The organism is Pantoea sp. ICBG 985, from assembly GCF_002928365.1.
GTDB classification, from domain to species: Bacteria; Pseudomonadota; Gammaproteobacteria; order Enterobacterales; family Enterobacteriaceae; genus Pantoea; species Pantoea dispersa.
In genome coordinates, this window is sequence record NZ_POWM01000004.1 from 11465 (window position 1) to 25270 (window position 13806).

Below are 13806 nucleotides of genomic sequence, written 5' to 3' on the forward strand. Positions count from 1 at the left end.
CTGAGGGAAAGTCCCCGCGGCGGCGCAATCATCTACCCTCTTCTCCCCCTAAGCGATCCAGCAGCCCGCTGCGCCGCTGCGTGCGCAGCTGCACCGCGCGCCGGAACACCGCTTCATCACTGAACAGCGTCAGCTGGCTGCGCGCCCGGGTAATAGCCGTGTAAATCAGCTCGCGCGTCAGTACCGGCAGGAACTGAGCCGGCATCACCAGCGCGGTGTGGTCAAACTCCGAACCCTGTGATTTGTGCACCGTCATCGCCCATGCCGTGTCATGGGCCGGCAGGCGACTTGGCTGTACCGCTTTGATGCTGCCATCAGGCAGCGAGAAAAACACCTTGAGCAGCCCTTCCTCATCGAACAGCGTAATGCCGATGTCACCATTGAACAGGCCGAGCGCGCTGTCGTTACGCGTCACCATCACCGGACGCCCCTGATACCAGCGGCTGCCCCCTGCCGGACGCCGAATCAGCTGCAGCTGCATCAGCTTGTGCTCAATACGCTGATTGAGCCCCTGCACGCCAAATGGCCCTTCGCGCAGGGCGCACAGCAGCTGATAACGGCCAAACGCAGCAATCACCTCGGCCGGTGCGGCACGCTGGTTAATCAGCTGGAGAAATGGCCGATAGCCTTCGGCAATCTGCGTCAGCATCGCCTGATACGCTTCGGCATCGTTGAGCGGCTGGCGCACGATATCGCTGAAGCCCGCCTGAAAGGCCGCCTCGACCGCCTGCGCTTCGCCGGCGTTGACCGCCGCAGCCAGCTGACCGATGCCGGAGTGCGCCGCGAAACGGTAGCTTTTGCGCAGCAGGCAGATGGCATCACGCACCGCCGGGGCCACCGCATCATCGGTGCCGGCAACCTCGCAGCCGGTCAGCGTGGTGAGCTGCAGCGCACGCACCGGACTATAGCCCGCCTCGGCACAGCGGCAGATATCCCCGAGTACCGCACCGGCTTCAACCGAGGCCAGCTGGTCGCGATCGCCGAGAAAAATCACCCGCGCGTGAGCGGGCAGCGCGGCGATCAGGTTTGCCATCATGCCGAGATCGACCATCGAGGCTTCATCGACCACCAGCACGTCGAGATGCAGCGGATTACCGGCGTGGTAGCGCAGGCGCTGCGTCTCCGGCTGGGCACCGAGTAAACGGTGCAGCGTGGTGGCTTCTGCCGGAAAACGCTGGCGCTCCGCATCGCTGACGTCGAGACTGCGCAGCGCCTTACCCAGCGACTCGGTGAGCCGCGCCGCCGCCTTGCCGGTAGGGGCGGCCAGCTGAATGCGCAGGGTTCCCTCACTGAGGCGAATCAGCGCCGCCAGCAGCTTCGCCACCGTGGTGGTTTTGCCGGTGCCAGGCCCGCCGGAGATCACCGCGGTTTTTTGCGTCAGCGCCACCGCCGCCGCAATTTTCTGCCAGTCCTCAGGCTGACTGCCGAAAAAGGTATCCAGCACGCTGCGTACCTGTTCGGGTGCAAACAGCTGCGGCGCCGCCTGTGGCTGGAAGAAGCGCGCCACTTCCCCTTCGTGATGCCAGAGCCGGTGCAGATAGAGCCGGTTATCACGCAGCACCACCGGTGCCGGGCGATCGCTGGCGCTGAGCGCCTGCCAGTCCGCCAGCAGCGTCGGCCAGTCCTGCGGCTCGCCGGCGGCCTGCCAGATGGCGTGCGCCATCTCCGGATGACGACCGCTGAAAAGCCCTTCGCGGGTAAGCTGCGACAACGGCAGGCAGACGTGACCGTCACCGGCTTCCGCGCTGAGACAGGCAGCCGCCAGCAGATGCGCGGGCCGATCGTCGTCGGCCAGCAGCCGGGCAAACTGAATATCCAGCGCCCGCAGCAGGCGCAGTTCTGCCGCCTGTGCCAATAGCGTACTCATGCTACTCATGCTGCTGCTCCCGGCCCGCGAAACAGGCTATCCAGTTGTGAAACGAAATCTGACGTCGGTCGGGTATGGAACACCCCGTTATCTGGCGAGCTGCCATCCATGCCGCGTAAAAACAGATAGAATACGCCGCCAAAATGCTGTTCATAATCGTAATCCGTCAGGCGGTGCTGCAAATAGCGATGCAGTGCCAGCGTATACAGCTGATACTGCAAATCGTAACGGTGGTCGATCATCGCCTGCGCCATCGCCTGCGGTGTGTATGCCTGATGGCTCTCGCCCAGCCAGTTAGATTTGTAATCCAGCAGATAGTATTTGCCCTGCCAGCGAAATACCAGGTCGATGAAGCCTTTCAGCATGCCCTGCACCTGGCGGAAGTCGAGCGGCGGCGCCTGACGCGACAGCGGATCCTGTCGCATCAACGCGTCCAGCGCCGGTGCCGTCAGCAGTCCGTCAATCGGCAGATAGAACTCCATCTCGATCAGGCGATTGCCCGGTGTGATGTCGCTCAGCCGGGTCCCTTCAGTGTTGAGCGGCGTGTTCACCACGCGGGTAATCCACTCGCTCAGCATCGGCTGCCAGTGCAGCGGATAGCCGCTCTGCTGCAACTGCTGTTCCAGCTGCGGCGCTGAAGGCGGCTGGGTGAAGTCGAGCGATTCAAACAGCGTATGCAGGAAAGTCCCGGGCGCTGCGCCGCGCGGGAAATGGTGCGGCGTCAGCGCGGCTTCCAGCACTTCCGCCTCGCGATCTTCCCCGACCGCTTCCGCATCGAAGCCCGGCATCACATCCAGCAGACGGTGACTGCCGTGCTGCTGCAGCCCGGAGTAGCTGGTAACCCGCCACGGATCGGCCAGCGCACGCGTGATACTGCGCGCATCCAGCGTATCGTCAATCTCGTCCGGCGTCTGCCAGCGTTCGTGGCCCTGCGGCTGCGCCAGCACCACTTCGGTGCCCGTCACGTCGATGTCGTGCAGCAGGGTCGCCAGCTGTTCTGCCGTAGCCGGCTCGCCGCGCTGCAGCAGAAAACCCAGCGCGCTTTTGTGCACATCGCTTTCGCCCTCTTTCTTACGCGTACCGCGAAACAGCGGGGCGACACCTACACTGCAGTGATGCACCGAACGCGTCAGCGCCACGTACAGCAGACGCAAATCCTCTGCCAGCCGCTCCTGCTCTGCCAGCGCCAGACTTTGCTCATCATTCTGCAAATCCAGCACCGCGTTGTAATGCTCGCGGTCGTGATAGAGCGCGATATCGGCCTCGCGGAAACCGGCGGCAAACGGCAGCCACACCAGCGGATACTGTAACCCCTTGGATTTATGGATAGTGACAATCTGCACCAGGTGGCGGTCGCTCTCCAGCCGCAGCTGCTGGCTGGCCGACTGGCTGTCTGGTCGGGCGATCTGCTGCGCCAGATAACGCACCAGCGCGTGCGGACTGTCGAGCTGGGCCGCCGCCTCCTGCAGCAGTTCGCCGAGGTGCAGCAGATCGGTCAGGCGACGCTCGCCATTCTCTGAGGCCAGCAGGTTTTCTGCCAGCTGGCGCTCCAGCATCAGCTGACGCAGCATCGGCAGTACGCCACGCTGGTGCCACAATTGCTGCCAGCGGGCAAAGGTATCCACCAGCGCATCCCAGCCGCGCGCATCCTGATCCAGCGCGTCCAGCTGCGCGGCATCAAAGGCAAACAGCGACGTGGCCAGCGCGGTGCGCAGCATCCGCTCCTGCTCGGGCGCGAGGATCGCCTGCAACAGCCACAGCAGCTCGCGCGCCTCGGGCGTGGTATACACGCTGTCGCGGTTGGAGAGATACACCGAAGGGATGCCGAGCTGATTGAGCGCGGCGCGAATCAGATTGGCTTCGTTCCGGCTGCGCACCAGTACGGTAATGTCCGAGGCCTGCACCGGCCGCTGATCGGGGGTTTTGCCCAGCAGCGCGCGCTGTTGCTGACCCGCCTGCAGCCAGCGGCTGATATCAGCGGCGCACTGCTGCGCCATCAGCTGCTGGTATTCGCTGACGCTGCAGCCTGCGCCCGGCTGTAGCCAGAAGCGCAGCGCGGCCTGCTCCTCGCCGTCGATACTCAGCGACAAACGCTGATTGGGCGGCGCGGCATTGACCGGCAGAAACGGGATGTCCGCAAACAGAAACGGTGCGGGCTGGCGCATAAACAGCTGATTGACGCTCTCCACCATCGCCGGTGACGAGCGCCAGTTGGTATCCAGCGTGTAGTGCGCGTGAACTTCACTTCGCGCGCGAATATAGGTAAAGATGTCCGCACCGCGGAAGGCGTAAATAGCCTGTTTCGGGTCGCCAATCAGCAGCAGCGCATGCTGCGGCTGCTGTAAATAGAGCGTGCGGAAAATACGGTACTGCAGCGGGTCGGTATCCTGGAATTCGTCAATCAGCGCCACCGGAAAGCGCTGGCGAATCGCCTGCGCCAGCTGCTCGCCGCCGGGATGTTGCAGCGCCTCGTCCAGCCGGCTCAGCAGATCGTCAAACCCCAGCAGCGCCTGCAGGCGTTTCTCTTTACGCACCGCGTGACGCACCTCCACCAGCGCGCGTGCAATCACCAAATCGCGCAGCGACAGCGGCTGCGCCAGGAATGTATCAATGGCGGCAAACAACGGGTGCTGCGGTGGCGCGCCCTTTTTGGTTTTTTCATTGAGCACCTGCTGACCGAAACGCGCCAGCTCGGTGGGAATCTGGTAATCCGCGGTCTCGCTCTGCGCCCAGGCGCTGACTTTGCTGACCCACAGCGGCAGGTTTTTACTGCTGTAGCTGCGCTTATCAACATCAGACTGCCCGACCAGCGTCAGCACCTCTTCGCCCAGCGCCCGCCACTGCGCTTTCATTTCGGCAATGCGTGCCAGGTTGCTGCTGTGGCGCGATGTCAGGGTTTCACTGTCGTGCGGCGCCAGGCGCAGGCTGGGCGACTCGCCCTGCAGCCACGGGCGCAGCGTCGATAACAGCTGTTCCGGCCCGCTCCATTCCGCAACGATGACGCGCGCAATATCCAGCGTCAGCGGATAGCAGTGGCGCCGCCAGAAATCCGCCGTCGCCTGACGCAACAGCTGCTGTTCATCTTCAATCAGCTGCTGCTCGAACAGCATACCGGACTCAAACGCGTTGAGATTGAGCATGCGCTGGCAGAAGCCGTGAATGGTGAATATCGCCGCCTCGTCCATCTGCCGTTCCGCCGCCAGCAGCAGCGAGGCCGCCTCAGCGGGCTGGGCAATGTCGGCCAGCAGCTGCATCAGCATCGGATTTGCGCTGACGCCGCGCAGACAGGCCAGCCGCAGCTCATGAATATTTTCCCGGATACGGCCGCGCAGTTCGGCGGTGGCGGCTTCGGTAAAGGTCACCACCAGAATCTCTTCCACCGACAGCGGGCGCGCATAGGCATTCTGCCCGCCAAGTCCCAGCAGCAAACGCAGGTAGAGCAGACCAATGGTAAAGGTCTTACCGGTGCCGGCGGAGGCCTCAATCAGACGCTCACCCTGCAGCGGCAGCGTCAGGGGATTGAGCGATTCAGGGCGCTGACTCATGGCGCATCACTCTTCACGGAGAGCGACTGCTGCAGCCGGGCGACTTCATCCCAGGTGGTAAAGCCCGGCAGCGGCGCGTAATCCGCATCGTGGGTGCCATCGTGACTGCCGCCAATCTGCGAGATCATCGCCATGCCCTGCTGCGCCAGCACAGCCTGATGGAAAAAGTCAGCCAGGCTGGCCGGTGTCAGCTGCTGAATTTGCGCAATGGCTTTTTCGCGCGTATCAAACGCGAAGTTCTGGCGATTGAAATCACGACTGTAACGGTTGGCCTCTTCATCCAGCGTTTGCGGACGCTGTTTCAGGTCGTTGATCAGTGCCTGCTGATACTGGGCGAAATCCTCCGCTTTCATGCTGCGCAGACGCTGTTCCGCCTGCGGATAGAACGCCTGGAAACGCTGCAGCAGATAAGCGGGCGCTTTACTGTTGCTTTGCAGCAGGAAGCCAATGCCCCACTGGCGGCCAATCGGCATCTGATAAGCGAACACCGCATAGCCCAGCTGCTCCTCGGTGCGCAGCTGATTGTAGAACCACGGCTGCACAATCTGGCTCAGCATGGTGCTGTTAGCCATACTTTGATACTCGCTGTAGCCGAGCGGCACATACAGCGTCGCCAGCGCCGAGTCGGTGCTGCTGCCGGTTTTCTGCAGGTTGGCTTTGATCGGCTTATCCACCACCACATAATCGCTGTGCCAGTAACCGTGCCCCGCGCTGTGCAGCTGCTGTTTAAGCTCTTCGCCCAGCTGCCTGACGCGATCGGCCGACAGATTGCCGACCACCATCATTTCCGGCGTGGCGTGCTGGATCAGCGCATCGCGGTAATCCATCACCTCCTGCAGCGTGATCTGTTTCACCTGCTGGCGTCGCGCTTCACGCTGGGTATAAGGCAGCTGGGACAGCATTTGCATCGGCTGAATCGCCTGTTCAAACGCTTTGCCCTTTTCCGCTGCTTCCAGCCGATCCAGATACCAGGATTTCGCCTGCTCCAGCTGCTGCGCATCCGGCTGGAAGCTGGCGTAACCTTCAACCAGCTTTTTCAGCAGCTCCGGCAGGCGCTGGGTGAAGCCGCTGGCATTGAACACCAGCCCGTCGTCCTCACCGGTAGAGAAGCTGATGCCGCCCACCGAAGCCTGCGAATTCAGCTCATCCAGCGCCAGGCTGGAGAGGTAGTCGTTGAGACCAAACAACACCTGCTGGCGCGCATCGCTGATCGCGGATTTGTTTCGCAGCGCGAGCGTAATAGCGGCCTTCGGCTCGCTGGCGTAGAACTGGCTCGGCATCCAGTAGATGCGCATGCTGTCGCCATTGGTCAGCGCCACCGGATGATCGTAGTGCTTACCGTCAGACGGGATGAGGGAGAAATCCGACGGAATGTAGGGATTCAGGGTCGGCAGCGACAGCGGAATCTGCTGCGCCTGCTGCTGCCAGTCGCTGAACTGCGCGGCGCTGATTTTATCCACCTGATAAGGCGCATTCACAAAGTAAGCCTGTTTGTTGTGCGGCTCAGCGGGACTGATGTACCAGATGCGGGCGTTCTGCGGCGTCATCTCAGCCAGACGGGCGTTGATCGCGGCCGCATCATAGCGGTCGGCCAGATAAGGTGCATCCAGCGTGTGCGTCACCGGCACGCGCAGCATGGTATCCACCAGCCACTCAATGTAATCCATATCGCGGGTAATTGATGGATAGCGGAAATCCAGCGCCAGCACGTGCGCAACTTCATCGAAATAGCGCTTGTCGATGCCTTGCTTGCGCAGCATATCAAGGTAGCTGAATACCGCAGCCACCACGCGATCGCGCTGCGCCAGGCCTTTGTCGGTCAGCGAAACCGAGATGGCAAACACGCCGCTGTTGCGCTCGGTCATCGGATCCGCGCCGGCATTGACGCCATCCGCCAGTCCCTGCTGCTGCAACCAGTCGTTCAGGGTATTTTTGCTGCGGTTGCCCAGCAGATAACTGATTAAGGTGTCGGTTTTGCTGCGGAACTGGTCGCTGTCGTTGGCGATGCGAAACTCAATTTTCAGCTGCTTGCGCGGCTGCGCTGGCACGTAATGAATGATGATGCCTTTCTGCGCATCGGTGACCACCGGCACGGTAATATCCGGCACGCTGGCATGATGATTGGCCACGCGGCCAAAGGTCTGTGCAGCGATCGTCGCCATCTCCGGCAGCGGTTTGTTACTGTAAATCACCGCTTTCATCAGATTCGCCGAGTAGTGGCGGTGATAGAAATCGAGCAGCGCCTGATGCAGGTTGCTGTCGGGTTTGTCACTCAGGGTATCAAGGTTACCGCCCGAATAGCGCGAGCCGGGGTGCGCCGGGTTGAGGGTTTCCGCGCCAACCTGCGCCATACGCAGCCCATCGCGCGAGCGTGCCATCGTCAGCTCAGCGTTAACCGCATGCCGCTCGCGGTCCGCGTTGGTCGGGTCGAGCAAGGGTTGCGCAATCGCATCCGCCAGACGATCCACCGCCGGTTGCAGCGCATCGTTTTCGACTTCCAGGTAAAACGCGGTGCGGTACGAGGCTGTGCTGGCATTGTGGCTACCACCGTGCTTCTTGAGAAACTCCGCCAGGTTATCCGGCTGCGGATAATTTTTTGACCCCATCAGCACCATGTGTTCCAGATAGTGTGCCAGGCCCAGCTGACTGTCGGGATCGTCCAGAGAACCGATCGGTAACGTCAGCGCTGCCAGCGATTTCGGCGCGGCAGCATCTGACACCAGCAGCACCGTCATGCCGTTGCTCAGGGTAATGGCCTGATAACTGCGCGGATCGTGATCGCTCTTGCGGATGGTTTCATCAATCGGCTGCCAGCCGCGCCCGTCGTCGGCAAAGGCATTCAGCGCCAGCATGCTCAGCAGCAGCGCTCCTATCCAGCGTGCGTAAATCCGCATTTCAACCCCTTAACGTTACCCTTATCCGCCGGCGTTGCGCCGGTCGGGATACTCAAACACTTTCTTATAAGACGGTGGCTGCCAAGGTACAGGCCGCACTTCCGTTGCTATTCATCATCCTGATGCGCGAGGCGCACCGGCAAATACCACTGACGCGCCGCAGCGATGATCTGCTGCTGCGTCGGCTCGTCCAGCGTGCGGCACAGGCGCTGCAGATAGGGATCGCTGCCCTCGCCTTCAACCTGGTAGCCACCCTGCCACGCCTGCAACAGCTTGTTGAGCGCCTTTTTCTGCGTAGCGTCATCTTCCTGAAGCTGGCCGGATTTGCTGTCAAAGCTGGCGTCCAGCCAGGCGCCGCCGGATTTATTCAGCAGCAGCAGCGGCTGCGCCAGACCCGCCTCACAGGTGGCCACATATTCAGCCAGCTGCGCCTGCGCCTGGGCGGGAGCCACCGCCGCGAAGCGCCAGCGGCTTTGTTTGCGACCGTACATGCGGCTGGTGCCGTTGCCGCCCAGCGCACAATACACCAGATGTTCCAGCCACAGCAGCAGGCCATCGTTGATGTTGAGCACGCCCGGCCGCCAGCGTAGCAGCCCATCAGCTTGCACCTGAGTCAGCCAGCCGGTCAACTGCGTTGCGCCCAGCGTCAGGTTGACTTCCCAGCTCTCCGCCGGCAGCCGCTGCGCGCTCACTTCCGCCGCCACTTCCTGCATCTCTTCGGTCTGGCTTTGCCAGAAAAGTTCCCCGAAGGCGCCGTAAGGCAGATTACCGGCGGCGCGATGGTGCGCATACAGCTGGGCCGGATCGTCACCGTTGACCAGCGTATTGAGCAGTTCAGCGTTGATCTGATAGCGCTCCAGGCTGTCCGGTGCGAACGGTTCGCTGTCCGGCAGTTCGCTCTCCTCCATCCAGAAAGCCACGCCGAGGCGCTGCTGAAACCACGCCCGCACCGGATGACGCCAGAAGCGCAGCAGCTGCTCCAGCGACAGCGTGGTCAGCGGCTGAACCGGCAGCGGCTGGACAAACCCGGGCTGCGCCACGCCGCTGCCGGTCGCCGCCGGCAACCATTCTGCGGCGAAGCTCTGCACGTGACTTCCCGGCTGGAAATTTTCCGCTGCAAACGGCATGCGGCTGTGCAGGCGTTGCAAATGTGCCCGCACCCGCTGCTCACTGACGTCCGGCTCACAGGCTTCATCGCCCGGCAGACAGAAGCTTTGCGCCAGATAATCCACCAGTTCAGTCACCAGCACCGAGGGATAGCGCTCGGTGTTGTCCTGAATCGCCCGGCCAATGTAGCTGATGTACAGCTGCTGCTGCGCCGAGATCAGCGCTTCAAGGAACAGATAGCGGTCATCATCACGCCGGCTGCGATCGCCTTTCCGCGTCTGCTGCTGCATCAGGTCAAAACCCAGCGGCGCCAGGGTGCGCGGATACACGCCGTCGTTCATGCCCAGCAGGCACACCACTTTGAACGGGATGGAGCGCATCGGCATCAGCGTACAGAAGTTGATCGGCCCGGCCAGGAAGCGCTGGCTGATGCGCTGCTGATCGAGGCGCGCACGCAGCTCATCGCGCAGCAGCGTGACCGGAATCGGCTGCTGATAGGCGGCCTGCATCCCCTGTTCAATGATCTCCTGCCACTGCGTTTCGACCAGCAACAGCGCCGCCTCGCTGTCGGCATCGCCGCTGAAAAAGCTGTCGATCAGCTCACGGCACAGCGGCAGCCACTCGGCCAGGGTGCGTGTCTGCGTAAGGCGCGTGCGCCAGCTGTCGAGCCGCGCCAGCAGCTCGGCCAGATGGCCCGCCAGCTCGGCGATCAGGCCGCTGGATTCGTCATACGGCAGAATGCCCTGCCAGTCGCCGTTGCGGCTTTCCAGCGCGTAGCCCAGCAGCATACGCTGCAGGCCGAAGCGCCAGGTGTGCTGGCCGGTGACCGGCAGCGCCAGCGCTTCCACGCTGGCGTCATCCAGTCCCCAGCGGATGCCGGATTCCATCACCCAGCGGCGCAGCAGGCGCAGGCCGCTCTCCTCGACGGAGAAACGCTGTGCCAGCGCCGGCACCTCCAGCAGCGCCAGCACCTCTTCTGAGGCAAAGCGACTGTCCGGCAGAGCCAGCAGGCTGAGCAGCGCGAGGATGGCCGGATGCGCCTGACTGGCGCGCCGGTCAGAAATGGCGAACGGCAGATAGCGCTCAGGCGGCGCACTGGCAAAAGCCGCCTGAATAAAAGGCGCGTAGCTGTCGATGTCTGCCACCATGACGATGATATCGCGCGGCTTCAGATCCGGATCGGCTTCCATCAGCGCCAGCAGGTGATCCTGCAGCACTTCCACTTCACGCTGGGCGCTGTGACACACCTGCAGCGTGATGGAACGATCGTGTGGATCGAGCCGGCGCTTGTCCATGCTGTCTGCCAGCTCGCCAGCGCTGAGCCCAATCACCGCGCGATCGTCAAGATTGAGCAGATCGGCCTGCAGGCAGTGCAGCAGATTATCCGGTGACATCTCCACAAACGCATCGATGTCGTTGGCGGCTGACTCCATCTGGCTCAGCAGAAACAGGTTGTCGCGGCCCAGCTTGCCCCACGAGGCCAGCAGTGGATTGGTCAGCTGCTGCTCGCCCAGTTCGTTAAACAGCGCTGGCGCGGCATCCGGATCGCGGAACAGCGGCTGCGTCTCCTGCGAATGCAGGCGCAGCCGCTGGCGGCTCTGCAGCTTCGCGAGGAAGGCGTAATCCTGAATGTCGCCCCAGTAGTGACGACAGGGATTGGTAAACAGCAGGTGAATATCAATGTGGCGGCCCAGCGCTTCCAGCGCCTGCAGATAAACCGGCGGCAGCGCAGAGATACCGCAGATGAAGACGCGCTGCGGCAGCCCCGGCGGCGGCTTTGTCGCCTGCTCCAGCGCCTGGATAAACCGTGCATAGAGGTTGGCACGGTGCCACATCGGCTGACCGAGGCTGCGCGTGAATTCGACCAGATCGCGCCACAGCGCCGCCTGCCACTGCTGAGCATCGCTCAGCCCATCCACCTGTTCGCCGCGCTCCCAGCGGTTCAGCCAGTCGGAGCGGTAGACCAGATACTGGTCGAACAGATCCGCCACGCGTGCGCTGAGCTGGTAGAGTTTGCGCTGATCGTCGTCATCATGCAGATAGCTGCGCAGCGGCTGAAACGCCTCCTGCTCCAGCAGCACCGGCAGCCGGTGCATCAGCTTCCAGCTCATGCTGGCTTTGGTGAAAGCACTCTCTTCCGGGATATCCGGCAGCACTTTAACGAACATGCTCCAGATAAAGCTGGCGGGCAGCGGAAAATCAATGTTGGCGGCAATGTTGAAGCGGTTAGCCAGCTCCATCTGCAGCCACTGCGCCATACCCGGGCTCTGTACCAGCACCTGCTCAGCCGCGAGCGGATCGGCCAGCGGCTGGAGTTTTATCAGCTCTACCGCTAAGTCTTTCAATAAATCTAACCGATTGGAGTGGTAAACCCGGAACATAAAACTCCTTAAAGAAGGGAAAGCGCAGCCCGGTCACTCTACCCTTAATCGTCTGGCCTGCCTACCCGCCGGCATCACCTTCGCGGCAATTGAGCCGCGCCAGCGACGCCGTGCGCTGATGGGGTCCGGTGACGGTAACGCGATCCAGCACGCAGCCGCCAGGTAAACTCTGCGGCTGATGCACAATGTGCCAGCCGGCGGTATCACGCCCGAGCAGCGCCTGCCCGGCCACCTGCCACGCCTGGCGCTGCTGCCACTGCTGGCTAAATCCCAGCGCCAGTGCGCGATGATACTGCAGCAGCGTGCTGATGGTCATCGCCAGCAGCAGCATGGCGACCAGCGTTTCCGCCAGGCTAAAACCCTGCTGTCGCCTCTGGCAGCTGACACTGCTCCGCCTTTGCCAGCGGGCAGTAGTCGATCCAGCCATGCGGCTGTGGCTGCAGCTGACCGTTGCGCAGCGACACCCACTGATAGAGCACGAGCGCGCGTCCGGTGCCGCGCGCCGATAATAAGCCATGATTCTCCTCCTGCCGCAGCAGACAGCTTTGCCACGCGTCGGCCTGAGCGGTCTGACACTGCCAGCCCGCGGCCTGTGGCCAGTTTTGCTGCTGGCCCCACGTTAAAGCGGCCTGCGCCTGCCAGAAATCCTGCTGATGCTGCTGCTCGTCGGCGACCAGCGCCATGCCCTGCGCCAGCTGCGTGCGCGCGGCCTGTGGCCAGTTTTGCTGCTGGCCCCACGTTAAAGCGGCCTGCGCCTGCCAGAAATCCTGCTGATGCTGCTGCTCGTCGGCGACCAGCGCCATGCCCTGCGCCAGCTGCGTGCGCGCGGCGTGCAGCGTGAGCCCGCCCATTAGCAGTAACATCACGACCATGCCAAGCGTACTGTTGCCCCGCTGCTTCACAGATTCAGCCCCTCAATCATCATCGTCAGCTCTGCCTGCTGGGGGCCCGCCGTGGCGGCCAGCTGCAACAGCAGCCGCGAGTTCTGACGCTCAACCCGGAAGGTGCTGAGGGTGAGGAATGCCGGATCGGTGATGCGCTCCCAGCCGTTGCTGTTGCACTCGTCCACGCCGCGCTGCATCTCCAGCTGTCCGTTGCGCAGACGATAGCCGTAATAATCGCTTTCACTGTGACCGACGCCTTCCCAGCGTCCGTTACTGTTTTCGTCCCATCGCAGCAGTACACAGCTGCCGCTGCTCATCAGCGTGAGCGCCGCACCGGCGCACTGACCGTGACAGTAACCGGCACGGCGCAGCGCTTTGGCCAGCGAGCCGGCAATCTGCTGCAGCTCCTGTTGCAGCTGGACCCGCTGCTGCAGGCGCAGGTTCTGCTCCAGCAGCAGCGGCAGAAAGCGGCCGACGCTGACCATCAGCACCGCGCCAATCGCCATGGCGATCAGCATCTCCAGCAGACTGAAGCCCCCCTGCGCTATTCGCATCCCTTCTCTCCTGGCTGGCAGACCCGGATGCGCGCCCGGGCGGAGAGGATGACGCGCCAGCGGCCAGCTGCGCTCTCCAGTTCGATACTGCCGGGCCGGGCCACATCGCGTCGGCCGTAAAAGCCCGGCTCGCCGATCAGCGCAGTAATGCGCACTTCGCGATAAGGCGGCCGGAACAGCCAGCGGGACGGCAACTGACACCCTTCTGCAGGCTGCGGCCCGGTGCCGAGGCAGCCGTTTTCGCCCGGTCGCAGCCACAGGCTGAGGTCGCGGTTGTGCCAGCTGGCGTGCGCGCGCAGCCGCAGCAAAAAACTCTGCAGCTGCAGTACGCTGTCACGCAGTTGCTGATACTGCTGCCAGCGCTGCCAGCCCTGTAAGGCTGCGATGCTGAGGATGCCGGCAATCACCATAACCAGCAGCAGTTCCGGCAGCGTAAAGCCGGCGTTTTGGGTTCTGTTCATAACCGGCACTCTGCGCCTGCCGGACGAAAAGCAACAGCGGCAAATAGAGAAGATGGAAAGCGTGCAGCAGGAAAGTTATGCCCGGTGCAGACAACACCCTTTTTTTGCGCGTC

8 protein-coding genes are annotated in these 13806 nt (G+C 62.7%); all 8 read right to left on the reverse strand.

From position 1 onward, the window contains the following. Window positions 1–28: 28 nt before the first annotated feature. Window positions 29–1876, reverse strand: coding sequence for an exodeoxyribonuclease V subunit alpha (gene recD / locus C1Y42_RS12790; RefSeq protein WP_104093653.1), 1848 nt, complete (start codon window positions 1874–1876; stop codon window positions 29–31). Beyond that, entirely contained in the window at window positions 1873–5412 is a 3540-nt protein-coding gene (gene recB / locus C1Y42_RS12795; protein WP_104093654.1) for an exodeoxyribonuclease V subunit beta, read from the reverse strand. The genes recD and recB overlap by 4 nt, the downstream gene beginning before the upstream one ends. Beyond that, complete coding sequence (ptrA, locus tag C1Y42_RS12800; protein WP_104093655.1) at window positions 5409–8306, reverse strand: pitrilysin; 2898 nt, start codon at window positions 8304–8306, stop codon at window positions 5409–5411. The genes recB and ptrA overlap by 4 nt, the downstream gene beginning before the upstream one ends. Window positions 8307–8413: 107 nt before the next feature. Continuing rightward, window positions 8414–11794 carry an exodeoxyribonuclease V subunit gamma gene (recC, locus tag C1Y42_RS12805; protein ID WP_104093656.1) on the reverse strand — a complete coding sequence of 1127 codons (3381 nt, stop codon included), beginning with the start codon at window positions 11792–11794 and terminating at the stop codon, window positions 8414–8416. Between the two features lie 61 nt (window positions 11795–11855). Next, a complete protein-coding gene (locus tag C1Y42_RS12810) occupies window positions 11856–12146 on the reverse strand; it encodes a prepilin-type N-terminal cleavage/methylation domain-containing protein (RefSeq protein ID WP_230857086.1) in 291 nt (96 codons plus the stop codon). Between the two features lies 1 nt (window position 12147). Beyond that, window positions 12148–12696 carry a DUF2509 family protein gene (locus tag C1Y42_RS12815; RefSeq protein WP_104093657.1) on the reverse strand — a complete coding sequence of 183 codons (549 nt, stop codon included), beginning with the start codon at window positions 12694–12696 and terminating at the stop codon, window positions 12148–12150. Further along, window positions 12693–13232, reverse strand: coding sequence for a prepilin peptidase-dependent protein (locus C1Y42_RS12820; RefSeq protein ID WP_104093658.1), 540 nt, complete (start codon window positions 13230–13232; stop codon window positions 12693–12695). Before C1Y42_RS12820 ends, C1Y42_RS12815 begins: the two co-directional genes overlap by 4 nt. Beyond that, on the reverse strand, window positions 13223–13693 hold the full coding sequence (locus C1Y42_RS12825; protein WP_104093659.1) for a prepilin-type N-terminal cleavage/methylation domain-containing protein: 471 nt from the start codon (window positions 13691–13693) through the stop codon (window positions 13223–13225). The genes C1Y42_RS12820 and C1Y42_RS12825 overlap by 10 nt, the downstream gene beginning before the upstream one ends. Between the last annotated feature and the right edge of the window lie 113 nt (window positions 13694–13806).